20 protein-coding genes are annotated in these 20,830 nt (G+C 48.3%); 9 read left to right on the top strand and 11 right to left on the bottom strand.

Annotated features, from left to right (window positions below; translation table 11 throughout):
• Positions 1–128 precede the first annotated feature (128 nt).
• Entirely contained in the window at positions 129–689 is a 561-nt protein-coding gene (locus BFP76_RS09955) for a lytic transglycosylase domain-containing protein (protein WP_099593245.1), read from the bottom strand.
• A 179-nt stretch (positions 690–868) separates the two neighbouring features.
• Here BFP76_RS09955 and ssb point away from each other — a divergent pair, with 179 nt between their 5' ends.
• The 6 genes from ssb to gluQRS all read left to right on the top strand — a co-directional run bounded on the left by ssb (position 869) and on the right by gluQRS (position 8,049).
• A complete protein-coding gene (gene ssb, locus BFP76_RS09950) occupies positions 869–1,354 on the top strand; it encodes a single-stranded DNA-binding protein (RefSeq protein WP_099593243.1) in 486 nt (161 codons plus the stop codon).
• Positions 1,355–1,707: 353 nt separating this feature from the next.
• Positions 1,708–4,374, top strand: coding sequence for a DNA gyrase subunit A (gene gyrA / locus BFP76_RS09945; protein ID WP_420818669.1), 2,667 nt, complete (start codon positions 1,708–1,710; stop codon positions 4,372–4,374).
• Between the two features lie 110 nt (positions 4,375–4,484).
• Entirely contained in the window at positions 4,485–4,859 is a 375-nt protein-coding gene (locus BFP76_RS09940; RefSeq protein WP_099593240.1) for a DoxX family protein, read from the top strand.
• Between the two features lie 155 nt (positions 4,860–5,014).
• Complete coding sequence (locus BFP76_RS09935) at positions 5,015–5,728, top strand: hypothetical protein (protein WP_133117424.1); 714 nt, start codon at positions 5,015–5,017, stop codon at positions 5,726–5,728.
• A gap of 84 nt (positions 5,729–5,812) precedes the next feature.
• On the top strand, positions 5,813–7,159 hold the full coding sequence (gene trmFO / locus BFP76_RS09930; protein WP_099593236.1) for a methylenetetrahydrofolate--tRNA-(uracil(54)-C(5))-methyltransferase (FADH(2)-oxidizing) TrmFO: 1,347 nt from the start codon (positions 5,813–5,815) through the stop codon (positions 7,157–7,159).
• Positions 7,160–7,182: 23 nt separating this feature from the next.
• The gene (gene gluQRS / locus BFP76_RS09925) at positions 7,183–8,049 is read left to right on the top strand and encodes a tRNA glutamyl-Q(34) synthetase GluQRS (protein ID WP_099593234.1); all 867 of its coding nucleotides are present in this window, start codon (positions 7,183–7,185) and stop codon (positions 8,047–8,049) included.
• Between the two features lie 50 nt (positions 8,050–8,099).
• Here the strand turns inward: gluQRS and hisI are convergent, their stop codons facing one another.
• Positions 8,100–8,468 (bottom strand): phosphoribosyl-AMP cyclohydrolase, encoded by a 369-nt coding sequence (gene hisI / locus BFP76_RS09920; RefSeq protein ID WP_099593232.1) that lies wholly within the window; start codon positions 8,466–8,468, stop codon positions 8,100–8,102.
• 76 nt (positions 8,469–8,544) lie between these two features.
• On the opposite strand from hisI, the gene BFP76_RS09915 reads away from it, so the two are divergent.
• On the top strand, positions 8,545–8,997 hold the full coding sequence (locus BFP76_RS09915; RefSeq protein WP_099593231.1) for an iron-sulfur cluster assembly scaffold protein: 453 nt from the start codon (positions 8,545–8,547) through the stop codon (positions 8,995–8,997).
• A 117-nt stretch (positions 8,998–9,114) separates the two neighbouring features.
• Here the strand turns inward: BFP76_RS09915 and BFP76_RS14770 are convergent, their stop codons facing one another.
• From BFP76_RS14770 to sciP, 5 genes are all read right to left on the bottom strand, one after another.
• Complete coding sequence (locus tag BFP76_RS14770; RefSeq protein ID WP_276307905.1) at positions 9,115–9,237, bottom strand: hypothetical protein; 123 nt, start codon at positions 9,235–9,237, stop codon at positions 9,115–9,117.
• Positions 9,238–9,355: 118 nt separating this feature from the next.
• Positions 9,356–11,446 (bottom strand): ATP-dependent DNA helicase RecG, encoded by a 2,091-nt coding sequence (recG, locus tag BFP76_RS09910; protein WP_099593229.1) that lies wholly within the window; start codon positions 11,444–11,446, stop codon positions 9,356–9,358.
• Between the two features lie 13 nt (positions 11,447–11,459).
• Positions 11,460–13,586, bottom strand: a complete 2,127-nt coding sequence (ligA, locus tag BFP76_RS09905) for an NAD-dependent DNA ligase LigA (RefSeq protein WP_099593227.1) — start codon at positions 13,584–13,586, stop codon at positions 11,460–11,462.
• A 79-nt stretch (positions 13,587–13,665) separates the two neighbouring features.
• Positions 13,666–14,379, bottom strand: coding sequence for a response regulator transcription factor CtrA (gene ctrA / locus BFP76_RS09900; RefSeq protein WP_099593225.1), 714 nt, complete (start codon positions 14,377–14,379; stop codon positions 13,666–13,668).
• Between the two features lie 112 nt (positions 14,380–14,491).
• The gene (gene sciP / locus BFP76_RS09895; protein WP_099593223.1) at positions 14,492–14,767 is read right to left on the bottom strand and encodes a CtrA inhibitor SciP; all 276 of its coding nucleotides are present in this window, start codon (positions 14,765–14,767) and stop codon (positions 14,492–14,494) included.
• Between the two features lie 115 nt (positions 14,768–14,882).
• Here sciP and mnmA point away from each other — a divergent pair, with 115 nt between their 5' ends.
• Positions 14,883–16,022 carry a tRNA 2-thiouridine(34) synthase MnmA gene (gene mnmA, locus BFP76_RS09890; protein WP_099593221.1) on the top strand — a complete coding sequence of 380 codons (1,140 nt, stop codon included), beginning with the start codon at positions 14,883–14,885 and terminating at the stop codon, positions 16,020–16,022.
• Position 16,023: 1 nt separating this feature from the next.
• Here the strand turns inward: mnmA and BFP76_RS09885 are convergent, their stop codons facing one another.
• Entirely contained in the window at positions 16,024–17,013 is a 990-nt protein-coding gene (locus BFP76_RS09885) for a M23 family metallopeptidase (RefSeq protein ID WP_099593219.1), read from the bottom strand.
• 80 nt (positions 17,014–17,093) lie between these two features.
• Between BFP76_RS09885 and BFP76_RS09880 the strand changes: the two genes are divergently transcribed.
• A complete protein-coding gene (locus tag BFP76_RS09880; protein WP_099593217.1) occupies positions 17,094–18,467 on the top strand; it encodes a M20/M25/M40 family metallo-hydrolase in 1,374 nt (457 codons plus the stop codon).
• A gap of 69 nt (positions 18,468–18,536) precedes the next feature.
• Here the strand turns inward: BFP76_RS09880 and BFP76_RS09875 are convergent, their stop codons facing one another.
• From BFP76_RS09875 to BFP76_RS09865, 3 genes are read right to left on the bottom strand one after another with little or no spacing between them, the layout of a single operon-like run.
• A complete protein-coding gene (locus BFP76_RS09875) occupies positions 18,537–18,812 on the bottom strand; it encodes a hypothetical protein (RefSeq protein WP_099593215.1) in 276 nt (91 codons plus the stop codon).
• Positions 18,813–19,991 carry a lipid-A-disaccharide synthase gene (lpxB, locus tag BFP76_RS09870; RefSeq protein ID WP_099593213.1) on the bottom strand — a complete coding sequence of 393 codons (1,179 nt, stop codon included), beginning with the start codon at positions 19,989–19,991 and terminating at the stop codon, positions 18,813–18,815.
• Positions 19,984–20,829, bottom strand: coding sequence for an LpxI family protein (locus BFP76_RS09865; protein WP_099593211.1), 846 nt, complete (start codon positions 20,827–20,829; stop codon positions 19,984–19,986). The genes lpxB and BFP76_RS09865 overlap by 8 nt, the downstream gene beginning before the upstream one ends.
• Position 20,830: the final 1 nt, after the last annotated feature.

The following is a 20,830-nucleotide window of genomic DNA, read 5'->3' as shown; positions in this document are numbered from 1 at the left end:
TGAAACACGCGGAACACAAGCAGAACATTAATAAATTATTACGATGTAATAATTCAATTAAAAGTTATATGTTACCTAGGATTAACTAGATGCATTAGCGCATTGTTTGTAATATATAAATTACGAAATCAATGCCCCATGATCTTTTTCACATAATTGCGTGTTTCGCGATATGGCGGGATGCCAGAATATTTTTCCACTGCACCAGGCCCTGCGTTATACGCGGCCAATGCCAAACGCCACGATCCAAATTTGCGATATTGCTGTTTTAAATAACGCGCCCCGCCATCAAGGTTTTGTTCAGGGTCACGTGGATTAACGCCCAGCGTTTTTGCGGTAAACGGCATCAACTGTGCCAAACCAATCGCGCCCGCATGTGATTTGGCGCGTGGGTTCCAATTGCTTTCTTGTTGAACGAGGCGATTGAACAAATCAACGGGGATGCCGTGTTTGCGCGCCGCAGCCTCTGCCATTGGTTTGTACACGCCTTTGTATTTGCCACGATAGCTTGGAATGGTTTCGTAATTGATCTTGGTTGAATTAGGCAAAAGCCGCGCTGAATTGTTATATTGTTTCGATAAACGCTTATCAATCAACAACTTATGCTTTTCCGACAGACCAGTGGCCGACCCTGCAATGGGTAAGATTGAAACGGATACAACAGTCGCAATAAAGTTTCGCAAAATCATAAAAGAATCTTTTTTCAGCCTCTGAATTGCAAAACATATACGGGGAAAATGCCAACAATACCAGTAATTGATGAAATGCCTCTGGGCATTAGGGGAATTTTTACGTTTTGATCATTGGTTCATTCTTGGCTAAACGCTATGGTTAATAACTTATTTGGATTCGCACGAGGGATGAAATTATGGCTGGATCATTGAACAAAGTAATGCTTATCGGCAATTTGGGCGCTGACCCAGAGGTGCGCACATTCCAAAATGGCGGCAAAGTATGCAACTTGCGTATCGCAACGTCGGAAAACTGGCGTGATAAAAACACAGGCGAGCGTCGTGAAAAAACCGAATGGCACACCGTTTCCGTGTTTAGCGAAGGTTTGGTGCGCGTGTGCGAACAATACCTGCGCAAAGGCAGCAAAGTATTCGTAGAAGGCCAACTGCAAACACGCAAATGGCAGGACCAATCAGGCAACGACCGTTATTCCACAGAAGTGGTCTTGCAAGGGTTCAATGGCACTCTCACCATGCTGGATGGGCGTTCTGGTGACGGTGGCGGCCAAGGCGGCGGTGGCTATGGCCAACAAGACCCAATGACGGGTGGCCAAGGTGGCAGCGGTGGCTACAGCGCACCTGCATCGTCAAGCAACGATATGGATGACGATATCCCGTTCTAGGTGATCCAAAAACAATGTGACAAAGGCTCCTTTTCAGGGGCCTTTTTTGTTTTCGCGAACATCAGCACGTGAACAACCCATCAATCGCTTGCACGCAATCTGCTAATTGTGCGTATTATCAACGCCTTACACATCACAATGCCACCAAAATTCTTGGCATAATTTATCCAAAGCGTGTAACAGATTTAAAACCACAAATCATTGCGGTTTATGGGAATGTCTGATACAAATTCCCACAACATATAGAAAAGCAAAACAGGCGATAATCCGTGAGCGACGAAACAGATATTCCACAGGACGACACCCCTGAAAAACCAGTCTTTGATGGGCCAAATATTTCCATCGAAGAGGAAATGAAAACCTCCTATCTGGATTACGCAATGAGCGTGATTGTCAGCCGCGCAATTCCCGATTTGCGCGATGGTTTGAAACCTGTTCACCGCCGCATTTTATATGCGATGCATAAAAATGGTTATACCCACAATAAATCCTATCGTAAGGCCGCGAAATCCGTCGGTGACGTGATGGGGAGCTTTCACCCACATGGTGACAGCGCGATTTACGATGCGCTTGTACGTATGGCACAGGATTTTTCCATGTCCCTGCCCTTGATCGATGGTCAGGGTAACTTTGGCTCGATGGATGGCGATAATGCCGCTGCGATGCGTTACACAGAGGCGCGGCTTGATAAGCCAACCGAATTTCTGTTGGAAGATATCGACAAAGACACGGTTAATTTCCAAGATAACTATGATGGTAAGGAACGTGAACCCACGGTTCTGCCTGCGCGTTATCCCAATATGCTGGTCAACGGCGCTGGTGGTATCGCGGTGGGTATGGCCACAAATATCCCGCCACATAACCTTGGCGAGGTGATTGATGCGACACTTGCGTTGATCGAAGACCCGGACATGGACAGTTCACGCTTGATGCAATTCGTCCCTGCCCCTGATTTTCCAACGGGCGGTATCATTTTGGGGCGCTCTGGTGCGGCCAAGGCCTATACCGAGGGGCGCGGAAGCGTAATCATTCGCGCCAAAACCCGTGTGGAAGAAATCCGCAAGGATCGTTATGCGATTGTCATTGATGAAATCCCATATCAGGTGAACAAGGCAACCATGATCGAAAAGATCGCGGAATTATCCCGTGATAAAAAAATCGAAGGTATCGCCCATGTCCAAGATGAATCCGATCGTGTTGGCGTGCGTGTAGTTGTTGAACTGAAACGCGATGCAACGGCAGAGGTGGTGTTGAACCAGTTGTTCCGCTTTACCCCACTGCAAACGTCGTTTGGCTGTAACATGCTCGCGCTCAATGGTGGGCGCCCTGAACAGTTGACGCTGTTTAAGTTCCTCGATTATTTCATCAGTTTCCGCGAAGAAGTCGTGGCACGCCGCACCGCATTTGAACTGCGCAAAGCACGCGAGCGCAGCCACATTTTGTGTGGCTTGGCCGTGGCCGTTACCAATGTCGATGAAATCGTTCAAACGATCCGAAGCTCGAACGATCCAGCCGAAGCGCGTGAAAAATTGATGACTCGCCGCTGGCCTGCCCAAGACATCGCGCAATATATCAAGCTGATCGACGATCCTAGCCACACGATGAACGACGATGGCACATATAACCTGTCCGAAGTTCAAGCGCGTGCAATTCTTGAATTGCGTTTGCAACGCCTAACCGCAATTGGTGTGCAAGAAGTGACGGATGAATTACAAGAATTGTCGGGCAAGATCACAGATTATCTGGATATCCTGCGTTCGCGCGAACGGATAATGGCGATCATTTCTGACGAGCTTCGCGAAGTTAAGGAAAAATTTGCGGTGCCACGGCGCACCGAAATCGTTGACTGGTCTGGGGACATGGACGACGAAGATCTGATCGAGAAAGAAGACATGGTCGTCACCATCACCAATGGTGGCTACATCAAACGCACAAACCTTGCCGAATTCCGTGCACAAGCACGCGGCGGCAAAGGTTTGCAAGGCATGTCGACCAAGGACGATGATTTCGTGTCCAACATGTTTGTGGCCAATACTCACACCGCCCTGTTGTTCTTTACCACCGACGGTATGGTTTACACGTTGAAAACATGGCGCCTGCCGCTTGCCGGGCGCAATGCCAAGGGCAAGGCGATTGTGAACCTGTTGCCAATCCAACAGGGCGTGTCCATTGCCGCACTAATGCCAATTGATGTGCCAGAGGATGAATGGGGCAATATGCACATTGTATTTGCCACATCTGATGGGGGCGTGCGCCGCAATGCGCTGTCTGATTTCACCAATGTGAAGGCAAACGGTAAAATCGCGATGAAACTGTCCGAAGGCGTTTCAATCGTCAATGTGCGCATTGCAACAGAAGCCGATGATTTCTTGCTCACGACTTCGTTGGGCAAGGCCATCCGTTTCCCGATCACTGATGTGCGCGTGTTCAAAGGACGCGATTCATCTGGTGTGCGTGGCATTCGATTGGCTGATGGCGACAACGTCGTATCCATGGCCGTGATCCGCCACGTTGATGCCACGGCGGATGAACGCAATGCCTATTTCAAAATGCGCCGCGCATTGACGGGCGAAGAAGGCGGCGAAGTTGCATCGGATGCGGGTGAACTTTCAACCGAACGCTACGAAGAATTGGCCGCGATGGAAGATTGGATTTTAACCATCACCGCTGGCGGGTTTGGCAAACGATCATCCGCGCATGAATATCGCGTCTCTGGTCGTGGTGGTATGGGCGTTGCGGCGGCCAACCTGTCGCGCCGCGATGATAAAATCGTGGCCGCATTCACCGTGGAGGACGAGGATCAGATCATGCTCGCCACATCCACCGGTCAATCGATCCGCTGTCCCGTTTCTGGCATTTCACGCCAAGGGCGTTCATCATCTGGTGTAACAGTGTTTAATACCAAAGATGGCGAAAAAGTTGTGTCCGTGGCCTATATCGCGGAAACGTCGGAAGAAGACGTCATTGATGCCGATGCACAAGAAACGCCTGTAGAAACAGACCAATCGTCGGGGGAATAACCCTCGGCGATTGTCGCAATATCGTGAACAGTTTGTATCAACAATAACCTTTGTTTTGATTTGTTCCCTGCGTTAGCAAACGCAAAACAAATCAATCAAAGGAAATACTCATGACACAACTCAATTCATATGCGCACCCGGTTGGTCGTATCTTGCTAGGGCTTCTTTTCGCATTCGCGGGATATTCAAAAATTACAATGATGGGCGCCGCTGGATTTGGCGGTTTTATTGAAACTCAATTGCCTGGCATGGGATTTTTGGCATGGCCCGTGATGTTATTTGAACTGTTGGGCGGTATTGCAATTATCGTTGGGTTTCAAACACGCCTGATCGCCATCGCATTGGCAGCATTTTGTGTTGTTACGGGTGTGCTTTACCACGGTATTGCCGATATGAATGGCATGTTGAAAAACATCGCGCTTGCGGGTGGATTTTTGATCCTATTCTCAAAAGGTGCAGGTGGTTTATCTGTCGATAAATCGTAATCACTGTCGTGATATGCGAGTTAAAAATTCGCAAGTCGCGTTAAAATAGTTGCAAAAATGCAAAAGAAAAATCACAGGTTTTTCTAAACATATTTTTGGATTGTGATGGGTCGAAATGCATGACATTTCCCCATCATTATCAAAGGAATACACAAATGAACAAAACTCTCCTCCTCTCTGTTGCTGCAATCGCGATGGCAACTTCTTCTTTCTCTCAGGCTGCGGAACTTTCTTTCGCATCTATCGGTATCAAAAAAGACGGCATGGGCGGCACGCTTGACGATGCGGGCATCAATGTAACCGTTTTGGATCTTGCCGCTGGTTTGCGCCATGAATCATATTTGGGCGAACTGTCACACAAAGCGACTCGTTTGTCTGCTGGTGGCATTTCTGAAACTGTTGGCCGTACACAATTGGCCTTGGGTTTCGCAATCAGCGAAGAATTCCAATCTGGTTTGTATTTAGCAAACACTGATCTTGATGAATTTTTGGGCGATGATGTGAGCGAATACGGTATCATCACCGGCTTTGACAACAACAAATACAACGCCAAATTCCAACTTGGTGCGGCAAGCGCATTCGACGAAGATTTGGTAGTTTTGGGGCTAGAAGCTGGCTACACATTCAACTTTGGTCTGAACGCGACTGCAAATTTTGCTTCTTTGGACGGCGATGTCGAAGTTTACGGTGTTGATCTTGGGTATGACATCGCAAACAGTGGTGTCACTCTAGAAGCTGGCGTTACACGTCTTTCTGCAGAGGGCGAAAGTTCAACATCAACATACGTTGGCGTGAAATACAACTTTGGCCCAAGCAACGAAAAATTCGCACCAATCGCGGCATTTACTGATATTCTGGGCGCGATTTAATTCGCAAACAAAGAATTAGTAATATTCAAAGGGGTCGCATCGCGGCCCCTTTTCTTTTGCGCAGGACTGGCATAAACCGCGCCTATGACAAATCCTATTCACATCATCGGCGGCGGTATGGCCGGATCAGAGGCCGCTTGGCAAATCGTTAACGCGGGCATTCCCGTGATCATTCATGAAATGCGCGGCAAAGTTGAAACCTTTGCCCATCAAACGACAGATTTGGCTGAATTGGTTTGTTCCAATTCGTTTCGCTCTGATGATGATGAATCAAACGCCGTTGGTTTATTGCATTGGGAAATGCGCGCGGCCAACAGTTTGATCATGGAAATGGGCGATGCTCATGCCCTGCCCGCGGGTTCTGCACTTGCCGTTGATCGCGATGCGTTTTCCGCCGCTGTCACCGATCGGCTGACCAATCATCCGTTGGTTACGATTGATCGCACTGAAATCACACAAATCCCAAGCGATGATTGGGGCCAAACCATTATCGCAACGGGGCCGCTGACGTCGCAATCTCTTGCCGCATCAATCTTGAAACAAACCGACCAAGATTCACTTGCGTTTTTTGATGCCATCGCGCCCATCGTTTACGCCGATAGCATTGATATGTCCAAAGCATGGATGCAATCACGCTATGACAAGGGCGACACCGAAGAAGAACGCACCGCATATCTGAATTGCCCGATGGACAAAGAAACCTACGAGTCATTCATCGATGCGTTACTGTCCGCCGAAAAAACAGAATTCAAGGATTGGGAAAAAGACACGCCCTATTTTGATGGCTGTTTACCCATCGAAGTGATGGCCGAACGTGGTCGCGAAACGCTTCGCTTTGGTCCGATGAAACCCGTTGGACTGACCAATCCGCACCAACCCGATATCAAAGCACATGCGGTGGTACAGCTTCGTCGTGATAATGCGCTTGGAACGCTTTTTAATATCGTTGGATTTCAGACCAAGATGAAATACGCCGAACAGGCACGCGTTTTATCCATGATACCAGGCTTGGAAAACGCGAAATTCGCACGCCTTGGTGGCATCCATCGCAATACATTTATCAATTCGCCCAGATTACTGGATGATCAAATGCGCCTGAAATCGCGCCCAAATATCCGTTTTGCGGGGCAGATTACTGGCGTAGAAGGATATGTTGAAAGTGCTGCGATGGGGCTTCTTGCTGGGCGTTTGGCGGTGGCTGAATCTTTGGGTAAGCCATTGCAATCACCACTAAACACAACCGCGATGGGTGCTTTGATCACACATATCACTGGCGGTGCGGATGCAAAAACGTTTCAACCAATGAACGTTAATTTCGGTCTTTTCCCCCCTGTTGAAAATATCAAAGGCGGGCGTCGCAATCGCGCCACACGTTACAAAGCATACACAGATCGTGCGAAATCCGATTGGACAGCATGGTTGCAGTCATAATCACCCCATTCTAGGGTCGCGATATGATCATTCGCGAACGCTTCGCCCCGTCTCCGACAGGGCTATTACATCTTGGGCATGCTTATTCTGCGCTCACCGCATATGATTGCGCAATGCAAGGCGGTGGTGAATTTTTACTTCGCATCGAAGACATCGATCAAACGCGATGCAAAACAGAATTTGAAAACGCCATCTTTGATGATCTGGCTTGGCTTGGCATCACGTGGGAAACGCCTGTTATGCGCCAATCAGAACGCACCAATGCCTATCAAAACGCCATACAATCGCTTTGGGATCGCGGCTTGCTTTATGCGTGTGATTGCACGCGCAAAGACATCGCAATCGCCTCCGCCCCACAGGAAGACGGCGAACAAATTCTTGGCCCAGACGGGATCATCTATCCAGGAACATGTCGCAACAAACCCCGCCGCGAAATTCCAAATAATGCTGCCCTGCGTCTTGATATGGCCCGCGCGATTGAAACGTTGACTAAAACCTACTTCACATTCAATGAAATCGGAATTGGCCCAAATCAGGAAACAGGATCAATCCGCTTTGACGCGAATGAATTGATCAACAAAATCGGAGATATCGTACTGGCACGCAAAGATATCGCGACAAGCTATCACCTCGCTGTTGTCATCGATGATCATGCACAAAATATTACTCATGTAACACGTGGGTATGATTTGTTTGATGCCACAAAAATTCACATTCTTTTGCAAAATTTGCTTGGGCTTCACACACCGATCTATCGTCATCACAAATTGATCCGCGATGAAAACGGGAAACGTTTGGCCAAACGATATGATGCGATGGCAATACAATCCTATCGCCACAAGGGTTTCAGCCCCGCAATGCTCCGCGCGCTTTTTGATACAAATGCCTAATCTCCATTTTGCTTAAATATCCAAATCGCGACATTGCCAGAAACGCGGCATCACGGCTCCATCGGTGATATCAGCTCTACTTCGTTTCCATTTGTGACATCTGTATAAAAACAATGGCGTCGCATCGTGTGGCACGCCGCGCCTATCTGATCAATCAGCATCAAAATACAATCGCGATCACAATCGATCCGCAATGACTTTAACGTCTGCATATGCCCAGACGTTGCCCCCTTGCGCCAGAGCTCTTGGCGCGACCGCGACCAATAGGTTACTTGTTTCGTTGTCAAAGTTGCCTTTAATGACTCTCGGTTCATCCAAGCCATCATCAACACTTCGCCCGTGTCGTGTTGTTGTGCAATGGCTGGGATCAACCCCGCGTCATCAAATTTAAGTGTTTCTATGTCAAATTCCGCTGCCATAACCGCCCTCGCACTTTTCAATTCCGATTTCACTCTCTAATTAGGGAATGAACACCAATCTGCAAAGCGAATTCATATGTCTGATACAACCGACCTGATCAAGCTCTATTCAAAACGCATTCTTGCGCTTGCAGCGGCAATTCCCCATACCGATCCATTGGTTGCACCGATGGGCATGGCGAAAAAGCGATCGCCGCTTTGTGGTTCTAACATTCAGGTTGCGCTTGATGTCAAAGACGGCGTTATCAGCGCATTTTCACAAGACGTGAAAGCCTGCGCCTTGGGGCAAGCATCTGCATCTGTCGTGGGCGCCAATATCATTGGTCGCACACGTGATGAAATTGAAACTGGACGCGATCAGTTGTTTGAAATGTTAACCCAAAACGGCCCCGTCCCTGATGCCCCGTTTGCGGATCTAATCGTTTTGGAATCTGCCAAAGATTATCGGAACCGCCACGCATCCATCATGTTGGCATTTGATGCTACATTAGCCGCATTCGATGATGCGATCCAATCTGAAAGCGCATAAAAAAACCGCGCTTGGATAAACCAAGCGCGGCAAGTCATGTCGGCCAATGCCAAGATTAAAAACAATCTCACCCCCGAGGTAAAAAAGGGTTCGGCCAGACCGCAGGCGGAAACTGAATTACAAAACAGCGGGCAGGTTCAATCCAACCACAACGATAACGAAAAGTGCTGCGAAACCGATGTAATCTTCGGCTGCGCTGTCGGGATTGCGTGTCATTAGTGCATAGATTGACTTCAACATGTGATATTCCTGCCGTTTCTGTAATTTGTTTACTCTTTGTTCCAAATTATTTACGCTTTGTAAAGAATAAAAAGGGAACAAAAGAGAACAAAATGACAATACGAAAAGAGAATTATCGCTAACCTATTGATATTAAACGAATAGCTTTCTCACGTTCCATCAAATACAAAAGAACCCGCACCGCCTGTCCGCGTTCAGATTCCAGTGTTGGGTCTGTGGTCATTAATAATCTGGCATCATCATATGCAATTTTCATCAGATCAGATTGCATCTCGATATCTGCGATTTTAAACTGGGGCAGACCCGATTGTTGCACCCCTAAAACATCACCTGCCCCGCGAAGTTTTAAATCCATTTCTGCGATTTCAAACCCATCTTCGGTTTCGCGCATCTTTTCCAAACGCTTTTTCGCAGTTGCGCCAAGCGGCCCAGCATAAAGCAGCAAACAACTGGATTTTTCGGAACCACGCCCCACCCTGCCGCGCAATTGGTGTAACTGTGCCAAACCGAATTTTTCGGCCTGCTCAATCACCATGATGGATGCATTTGGCACATTCACCCCCACTTCGATCACCGTGGTGGCAACCAATACTTTGGTTTTGCCCGCGACAAAATCGGCCATGGCGCTGTCTTTTTGTGCCGTGGGCATCTGGCCATGAACCAACCCAACATTTTCATCGCCAAGTGCGACGCGCAACGAACGATATCGTTCTTCGGCGGCTGTCCAATCGCTTACTTCGCTTTCCCCCACCAATGGACAAACCCAATATGCCTGTTTGCCCCCTTGGGTTGCTTGTTTTAACCGATCAATAATCTGATCCAGCCGCGTATTATTCACCAAAACCGTATCCACAGGTTTGCGCCCTGCTGGTTTTTCATCCAACACCGATACATCCATATCGCCAAAATTTGCCAATGCCAAAGAACGCGGAATGGGTGTTGCTGTCATGACCAATATATCAACGGCCGCACCTTTGGCGCCCAAATCCATGCGTTGACGCACGCCAAATCGATGCTGTTCATCGATAATGGCAAGGCGCAGATCGTGAAATTCCACATCCTTTTGAAACACCGCATGGGTGCCCAGCAATATTTGTATTTTACCAGCGGCAAGTGCTGCGAGCTTTGCTGTGCGTTCTTTCCCTTTGTCGCGCCCTGTTAATATCTCCATCACAATGCCCGTTTGTTCGGCCAATGGTTGAAGGCTTTCTAAGTGTTGACGCGCGAGTATTTCGGTTGGTGCCATCATCACCGCCTGTGCACCAGTTTCCACAACACCCGCCATTGCCAAAAATGCGACAAGCGTTTTGCCCGACCCAACATCACCTTGCAATAGTCGGTTCATGCGATATGGCTCGCCCATGTCGCCCAATATTTCCGATACGGCCCTGCGCTGTGCATTCGTGGGCGTAAATGGAAGTGATTTCAATATCTTATCTTGCAATCTTCCAGTGGTTTTTGTGGCAATGCCTTTGGCGCGGCGCATTTTTTGACGTGCCAAAGCCAGTGTCACTTGATGGGCAAATAATTCATCATAAGCAAGTCGTGCACGCACCGGTGCCATTGGTGCAAAATCTGCACTCGATTTTGGCGCATGAGCAGATCGCACGGCCTCTGACCAGCTTGGCCAATTGTGTTTTTGTGCCAAGGATGGCAAAATCCATTCAGGCAAATCGACCACGCGATCAAGTGCACTTGTCACCGCTTTTTGCATGGTCTTTTGCGTTACCCCTGCGGTTAGCGGATAAATTGGTTCATGTTGCGGAATTTCATGCACTGCACCAACCGGAATGATGTAATCGGGATGGACCATATTCGCGATGGAATCAAACATTTCAACTTTGCCAGACACAATGCGCCGCTGACCCGTTGGCAATTGTTCTCGCAACCAATCAGCGCGGGCATGGAAAAACACCAGTTGAAAACTGGTTTTGGCATCTGATACCGTCACACGATAGGGCCGCCCTTTTGCGGTGTTTGGCTTGTGATCCCCGATCAAAACTTCGACCGTTACAATGGATGGAAACACAGCACCTTGAATTGTTTCGCGTGGTTCACGATTTACAAGCGATTGTGGCAGCGTGAAAATCAGATCCTTTGGCCGTTCAATCGCAATTTTTGACAAATTCTGTGCCGTTTTTGGCCCCACGCCTGTTAACCCCGTCAGCGCGGTGAAAAATGGGAACAGAATTTCGGGCCGTGTGCTCATGGGGCTAGTATGCTCAGGTTGCGCTGATCAGGGCAAGCCAGGTTTCCTCGTCCATGATCGTGATCCCCAATTCTTGGGCCTTTTTCGCCTTGGAACCAGCACCAGGGCCTGCGACAACGATGTCGGTTTTTTTCGAAACCGATCCAGAAACCTTTGCGCCCATTGTTTCTGCGCGCGCTTTGGCCTCGGCGCGGGTCATCAATTCTAAACTACCCGTAAAAACAACTGTTTTGCCGGCGACGGGACTGCCGGCGTTATCCTGCATGATCGCGTTTTGAATATCCAAGTGGACAACCAGATCATCAATAATTTTGCGTTGTTCTGGGGTGTGAAAGCGATCAACAATCGCGCGCGCCATGACATCACCAACGCCATCAATTGATAACAGGTTTTCCCATGCCTCGCCTTGGTAGTCTTGAATTGAATCAATCGCATCCGTTAATGCGCTCCATGATCCATATTGTTTGGCGAGCAAGCTTGCGCTGCTATCGCCAACATGGCGAATGCCAAGGGCAAAGATCAGTTTGTTCAATGCAACCACACGTTTTTCATTGATTGCATAAAACAAATTTTCACTTGATTTCACGCCCCACCCGTCCCGATTTTTCAGTTTTGCAAGCTGTGCATTATCGCGTGTTTCAAGGGTAAATATATCCGCAAAGGTTTTGATCGGCAGGGTTTCATCATGATAAAACGCTTCGATTTGTTTATTGCCCAACCCATCAATATCAAATGCGCCGCGCGATACGAAATGCTTTAACCCTTCTACCGCTTGTGCGGGGCAGATCAGCCCACCTATACAACGGACGGTGCTGTCGCCTTCTTCGCGGATTGCGGGGCTGTTGCATTCGGGACAAAGGGTGGGAAATTCATATGGAACGCTATCTGATGGACGTTTGGATAAATCGACGTCGCGGATTTTTGGTATAACGTCACCTGCGCGATAAACTTCGACCCAATCACCAACACGTATATCACGCCCATCACGAATGGGATTACCTTTGGAATCCCTGCCCGCGATATAATCTGGATTGTGCAATGTGGCGTTTGACACAACAACGCCGCCCACGGTTACGGGCGTTAATCGGGCAACAGGTGACAACGCGCCAGTGCGCCCAACCTGAATTTCAATTGATTCCAAATGTGTATGTGCGATTTCAGCGGGAAATTTATGCGCAATCGCCCAACGTGGGTTGGTTGATCGAAACCCAAGACGCGATTGCAACGCCAGATCATCAACCTTGTAAACCACGCCATCAATGTCATAACCCAGATCAGCACGCATTTCATCGATGTGATTGTAATGAGCTATCATTGCATCAGGGCTATCACATTCTTTCATTAAGCTATTGGTTTTAAATCCAAATTCGCCCATCCGCACAACCGATTGTGATTGTGTATCGCCAAGTGGTGCAGAAAGTTCGCCCCAAGCATATGCAAAAAACCGCAACGGACGCGAAGCGGTGATACCTGAATCCAATTGGCGCAACGATCCTGCGGCCGCATTTCGCGGATTGGCAAATGTTTTTGCACCTGTTTCGGATTGCGCCTTGTTTAGTGCGAAAAAATCTTCATGGCTCATATACACTTCGCCACGAATTTCGACAATTTCTGGGGCATTTTTAATCGATTTGGGAATGTCTTGGATCACCCGCGCATTTGCCGTGACGTTTTCGCCAATAGCACCATCACCACGCGTTGCAGCATGAACCAATTCCCCGTGTTCATAACGAAGTGACAAGGACAGGCCATCAATTTTTGGTTCTGCGGTATAGATCAAAGGCTGATCCGCGGTGATGCCTAAAAACTTGCGAATGCGTTCGTCAAATTCAACCACGTCTTCATCAGAAAACGCATTTCCCAATGATAACATCCGCACGGAATGTTCAATTTTTGTAAATTTTTCGGACACCGCCGCGCCAACCTGATCTGATGGGCTGTCGGTTCGCTTAAGATCAGGAAATTTGGATTCAATCGCCAAATTGCGTTGTTTAAGACGGTCATATTCACCATCGCTTAACACTGGCGCATCGTCGCGATGGTAATCTTGATTTGCGCGATGCAATTCATCGGCAAGCTGTTTTAATTCGGCTTTGGCCTGTTCACGTGTAAGATTTTCAACGGGAATTTCGTTTGTCATTACATCGCTTTCTGCGCAAGAATTCTTGCGCAGAAATTACGTTGATTTATGTGATGCGTCCAGTGAAATGCGAACCGCGTTATGCGCTGGCAACCATCGGTTCACCCGTTTGGGTTTCACGCGGGTCACGCAATACATAGCCACGCCCCCACACCGTTTCGATGTAATTTGCGCCATTTGTAGCCTCTGACAATTTTTTACGTAGCTTACAAATGAAAACATCAATGATTTTCAATTCGGGTTCATCCATGCCACCATAAAGGTGGTTCAAAAACATTTCTTTGGTTAATGTTGTTCCCTTGCGCAGAGACAGCAATTCCAACATTTGATATTCTTTGCCCGTCAAATGTACCGGTTCACCATGCACATCAACAGTTTTCGCATCCAAATTCACGGTGAGATCACCCGTTTCAATTTTAGATTGCGCGTGTCCCTTTGATCGGCGCACGATTGCGTGGATACGCGCGACCAATTCTTCGCGGTGGAACGGTTTGGTCAGATAATCATCAGCACCAGAACCAAATCCTTTGACTTTGTCTTCGGCACCATCATTGCCAGACAAGATCAAAATCGGCGTATTTACCTTTGCCACACGCAATTGGCGTAGCACTTCATGTCCATTCATGTCGGGCAAATTGATATCTAGCAAAATGATGTCGTAATCATAAAGTTTGGCCAGATCGATGCCCTCTTCGCCCATATCCGTTGCATACACATTGAAGTTTGCATGGGTCAGCATCAATTCGATGCTTTTGGACGTTGTTGGATCGTCCTCTACCAAAAGTATTCGCATTCGTAACTTCTCCAAGTCCTAGTAAACCAATTCCACACAACATCGAGAAAAATGGTTAATCATTGGTTACTCAACCTTAAGAATATTAACAAATATGTGTAGACACAACCCGCTAATGGCGATATTCCTTTAATGCGGTCGCCTTTAGGGCGATAGAACCATCTTTTTCTGACAATAGTATCCATGATTCAAGCTCTTCTGATGAAAGCGCATAGATTTCGCATGCCTCTTCATGGGTTATCAATCCATGCACAACCGCCTGTACGATCACCAATTTCAATCGCGCCACCCAACGTTTTGTATCTTTTGCTGGAAGATCGGAACGATTGAGTTTACTGCCATCGGGCAAAGACACCTCGATCGGGCCGATTTCTTTTTTCGTAAACATTAACACTTCCTTGTTACCGCATGGTCTTTTTTGCAGTGGAAGGTTAAGCAGGCGTGAAACTGAACCTTGTTAGTGTCTAAGGTTTTATTATATTGCTGCGTATTAGGAGGCCGTGATGGCGCTAGATACACCACAAAAACTAAATTCCATGGGCTTTGCCAAAGACCCAGCAGATACACGCGTGCTTGTCGCAATGTCGGGCGGCGTGGATAGTTCGGTTGTGGCAGCGCAGCTAAAATCAGAAGGCTATGACGTTGTTGGCGTCACCTTACAATTATACGATCACGGTGCGGCATTGGCCAAAAAAGGTGCCTGTTGTGCGGGGCGCGATATTCACGATGCGCGCCGCGTGGCCGAGGAAATGGATTTCCCCCATTACGTTTTGGATTACGAAAATAAATTCAAAGACGCGGTAATTGATGAATTTGCAGACAGTTATTTGGCTGGTGCAACGCCTGTGCCCTGTATCCGCTGTAACGAGCGCGTAAAATTTCGCGACCTGTTGGAAACGGCCAAGGATTTGGATGCCGATTGCATGGCAACGGGTCATTATATCCAACGCTTTATGGGTGATCAAAAAGCGGAATTGCACAAGGCCGCCGATGGCGATCGCGATCAAAGCTATTTCCTATTTTCCACAACGCAGGATCAATTGGATTACCTACGCTTTCCGCTGGGACATTTGAAATCCAAGGCGGAAACGCGTGAATTAGCGAAAAAATTCGGCCTGCCCGTGGCGGATAAACCAGATAGCCAAGACATATGTTTCGTGCCAAACGGATCATATGCCGCCGTTATCGAAAAGCTGCGCCCAGAGGCAGCCAGCCCAGGTGAAATTGTGCATCTGGATGGGTCAGTATTGGGCGAACACAAGGGCATTATCAATTACACCGTCGGCCAACGCCGCGGGTTGGGTATTGGTGGGCGTGAACCGTTATATGTAGTAAAACTGGATGCGGACAAACGCCATGTGATTGTCGGGCCAAAATCCGCGCTCGCCACCACCACATTTCCAATTCGCGAGGTTAACTGGCTGGGCGATGAGCCGTTCGATGCGGTATCTGAACGCACTGTCGCCGTGCGTGTGCGTTCAACGCGTGCGCCGCGTGATGCAATTATTCGCCCAACGGGGCCAACAACCGCAACCGTTGAATTGATCGCAGCCGAAGAAGGTGTCGCACCGGGCCAAGCATGTGTGTTTTACGACGCCGATGGTACGCGCATTTTTGGTGGTGGCTGGATTTATCGCGGATGAGTTAGCGTATTTGCGTCTTTATCATTTCGATTTCGATCACCTTATCATTACGCAAAACGGTGAAAACCGCATTATATTCGCCCGATGGCCAACCGCCATCGGGTTTCTTTTTGCCCGCAAAACGCAAATAACGCGATTTCGCCCGATCCAGCGGATCAGTTTTCGTATTTGCAATCACACCATTGGGGCCAATAAATTTGATGTGAAAGACATCGCCCTTCTTCATGTTAATTGCGGTTGCATATGCAACCAAGGCGGGATCATCTGCTTGGGGCGTAAAATTGGTAAAACGCGCGTCTTGCACATCTTTGATTTCGACCACATTTGGCGCAAATCCTGTTGCAAAAATTTGAGTGATTTGAGGGTTAAACTGATCCAGAAAATCGTCATTCCATAATGTATTGTCGGGATCAAATGCACAGCTTTCATTTTCATCAATGAAAAACGGATCAATCACGCGGCGCGCTTTGCGCATGGTGATATGAAGATGTGGAAATTGCGTGTTACCCGATGCGCCCACCATGCCCAAAATATCACCCGCCTTGACCATATCCTTGTTGGCGACGGTGATACTGTTCAATCGCATATGGCAATATTGCGATTGGTATCCATTGGCGTGTTGAATAACCAAGCCATTACCACATTCGCGCCCCTTGATCGCAGCCTTTTGTTCGGGTGTCGTCCATAGTTGATCCGCCATATCATCGCGAAGTGCTACGATCTGACCATCAGCCACCGCCAAGACGGGCACCCCGCGTTTCATTGCGGCCAAATCCTTGATCCGAAAATCCGTACCCTTGTGCCCATCATATGTGGCATGGCCACAGGTAAAATCACGTGCGTCATTCGTATCATCATGATCCATGAATTGTTGTACAAAACAATCCTGACCCAGCGTGCAATCAAGCGGGAATTGCAATGCAATATCATTGGCATAGCCATTATGTGCCAAGCAGACGAACAACGCAGAAATCATCGAAACTATTTTCATTTTGGTCTTTTCATTTTGATCTACAGGGTGTGTTATGCCCGTAATCCAGTTTAACGGTTTTACCCAGAAAGGCCAAAAAAATGTCTTTGGATAAAGTTCTTGCGCATGTTGATGCCGATCAAGACAACGCGCTCGCCCGCTTGATCGAATTGCTTAAAATTGAAAGCATTTCAACCGATCCAGCCTATGCCGCTGAATGTAATCGCGCCGCGGATTGGTTGGTGGATGATTTGAAATCCATTGGTTTTGAAGCCAGCAAACGCGAAACACCTGGGCATCCGATGGTGATTGCACATAACGATAAAACCGATGGAACACATGTGATGTTTTACGGCCATTACGATGTGCAACCCGTTGATCCGTTGGAATTGTGGGATAATCCGCCCTTTGATGCGCGCGTTGAAGATACCCCAAATGGCAAGGTTATTCGCGGGCGCGGTTCATCCGATGACAAAGGCCAGTTAATGACATTTGTCGAGGCTTGTCGCGCTTGGAAAGCCGCAACAGGATCATTGCCAACAAATGTGTCGATCTTTTTCGAAGGCGAAGAAGAAAGCGGTTCACCATCATTGGTGCCATTCATGAAGGAAAACGCCGCAGAGCTAAAATCCGACGTCGCATTGATTTGTGACACAGGCATGGTGGAACCCAACACACCATCCATCGTCACCATGTTGCGTGGTTTGGTTGGTGAACAAATCACCATCAAGGGCCCAAGCAAAGATTTGCATTCAGGCATGTATGGCGGCCCGTCCATCAATCCAATTCGTGTGTTAACCCGCGCACTTGGCGCGTTGCATGATGATACGGGGCGCGTAACGCTCGATGGTTTTTATGACGGTGTTCCAGAATTGCCCGCGCAGATCGCCGAACAATGGAAAAACCTTGATTTTGACGAGGCACGTTTTTTGGGTGATGTTGGTTTATCCAAACCTGCTGGCGAAAATGGTCGCAGCGTTTTGGAAATGTTATGGTCGCGCCCAACAGCCGAGGTGAACGGCATTTGGGGTGGATACACAGGCGAAGGTTTCAAAACCGTCCTGCCCGCACAAGCCAGCGCAAAGGTAAGCTTTCGTTTAGTCGGGCAACAAGACCCTGTCAAAATTCGCGATGCCTTTCGCGCACATATTGAAAGTTTTCTGCCCGAAGATTGCAGCGTGGAATTTCACGGACATGGCAATTCTGGCGCATCAAGCATGGCAATCGATCACCCCGCATTTGAACAGGCACGCGGTGCATTATCTGATGAATGGGAAAATGAAGGCGTGTTTGTTGGCTGTGGCGGCTCCATCCCGATTGCGGGGCATTTTCAAGACATCATCGGCACTCAATCCATGCTGATCGGGTTTGCCCAAGATGATGACAGCATTCATTCACCCAATGAAAAATATGACCTGCGATCATTTCACAAGGGTATCCGAAGCTGGGTGCGTATTTTGGCAGCGTTGAACTAATCTTACCGTCGTTACGTTTTGACGCGCTGTTGATTTGGATATTTAGACAAAATGGAGATGGGCGTGGCGCTAGGAATTGCGCCGCCCCATTCGACCACCACGGCGGCGTTTTTGAGGTGTTTTTTCCAAACCTTCTTTGATGACTGTCATCATTGGGTGTTCGGCATAAGCGTCACCATATTCCGTGATAAATTGCGAAAGCTGTTCAGACATATCACCCGCAGGGGCGAACATAGCCCAATCAAGGAAAATGACGCGGCATTCTTCGATTGTGATATTTTCAATGCGAAATGATTCATAAATCATGCCACGCGGATCAATATCCAGATTTCCTTTGAACACCATTTATTTGCCCAACTTGTTCAACACAGATCGCGCGGCGGCCAGTTTCATGTCTGGATCACCGCGCCCCAATGCTTTCATAGTATCTTGCAGCGCGTTTTCCTGTGCGCCAAGTGCCGCTTTGTCATCCAAAAGCGCCATTATCGCGGGGGTTAATTGTGCTGCTGTGCATTTTTCGAAAAGGAATTCGGGAATGACACGGCTTTGCGTGACGATATTTACAAGGTTTGCTGTATCAATTTGAGCGAGTTTTTTAACCATTCGCGTTGTTGCCCAATTGGCGCGATATGCCACGACCATCGGACAGTTTTGCGCAGCTAATTCCAATGCAACCGTGCCAGATGTGGCAAGGGCAACATCGCTGATGGCATATGCTGCGTTTTTACGAGCTTCGGTCGCAGATGCATCGGCTTGTGGCAACAATAGCTTTACCGGAAGTGCCCAATTGGCCACGGCGCGTTGCACCTGTTTGACAACGGGGCGTGCAACGGGGAGCAGAAAATTTGTATCGGGGTGTTTTGCAGAGATATTTTTAGCAACTTGGCGAAAAATTGGCATCATCCGTTTGATTTCACCAGCCCGCGACCCAGGTAATAGCGTGATAACCGGACCTTCCAATCCCAATTGTTGCTTCATCGCGCCAAGGGCCGCCGCATCCAAGGGCGGGTCAAATGCCGCGGGATGCCCGACGAAATCACAAGTCATACCCGCATCAATCATATACGGGGGTTCGAATGGCAATAATGCAAGAACATGATCGACATATCGCGCCATTTTTTGAGCACGTTCAGGGCGCCAAGCCCAAACAGATGGTGCAACGTAATGAATTACGGGAATGTCTGGATAGGTTTCTTTAACCTTTGCGACAACGCGGAAACAAAAATCTGGGCTGTCGATTGTGATGATCGCATCGGGTTTTTGGGCGATTGCGGCGCGCGCTGTGGTTTTTACCCGCGATAATAGTTTTGGGATTTTGGGTAAAATTTCAACCAACCCCATGACGGAAAGGTCGGACATATCAAACAGGGTGGGCAAACCATTGGCGATCATCTGATCACCGCCAACACCGCGATAAGTGATGTCGCCGTCATAAAGCGTGTTTAGCCCCTGCATCAAGGCACCACCAAGTTTGTCGCCTGATGCCTCGCCCGCGAGAATGAACAGGTTTAACGGTTTATTCATCGCCACCCTGTATCCAAAGGAAAAGATTCAATTCATCGGCGATTTTAACGGTTTCTTGCAAATCAATGATAAGCGCCCCACCATCGGGCACAACCACGCCATTCAGACCAGCACGATGTGCTGCGTGGATTGTGTCGGTGCCAATTGCGGGAAAATCAATGCGACGATCCTGATGCGGTTTAGGCGCCTTGAATAACACACCAGCATCCGCATTGTGCCGATAAGGTGCCGCAGTTTGTGCAACAAAATCCAGCATGGCATCTGTGCCTTGGATGGTTTCAAGTGCCAAGCATATCCCGTTTGCCACAACACACCCCTGCCCGACGTCAACTTGGCCAAGTTGCGTTACAATCTCACGGGCACGATTGGCATCGGTTCGATCAATTTCGCTGGGCTGACGTTTGGACGGAATGCCACGTTTTGCAACAAGGTTTTCCAAAATGCTATCCGCACCGATAATTTCAAAACCTTCTTCGTTAAATACACTTGCAATTGTACGCAAAGTTTCATCGTCGCCAGCGCCAAGTGATTTAAGCAATCGCGGTGCAAGTTTGGTAAATTTCCAGTCGTATTTTAACGGGTTCAAACTGGGCCGTGACATGCTACCTGCAAAGACAACGCGGGTGCAACCTGCATTGCGAATGGTGTCAAATAACGCGCCAGCCTTTTCAAATTGGGCTGTTTCAAACGGGTGATCCACGGCCCATTTTAACGCAGCATTCCCAAACCCAATCACCAGATAGGGTTCGTTGCGCCGCGCACATTCCTCGGCCAATAATTTTGGTAAATCGCCGCGCCCTGCGATTATAGCAAGCCCGTTTTGTTGCGCGGCCATCATG

The organism is Paramylibacter kogurei, assembly GCF_002742285.1.
In the GTDB taxonomy this organism is placed as follows: domain Bacteria; phylum Pseudomonadota; class Alphaproteobacteria; order Rhodobacterales; family Rhodobacteraceae; genus Amylibacter; species Amylibacter kogurei.
Note: the sequence above shows the minus strand (reverse complement) of the source record. Positions and strands in the feature narration are given on the sequence as shown.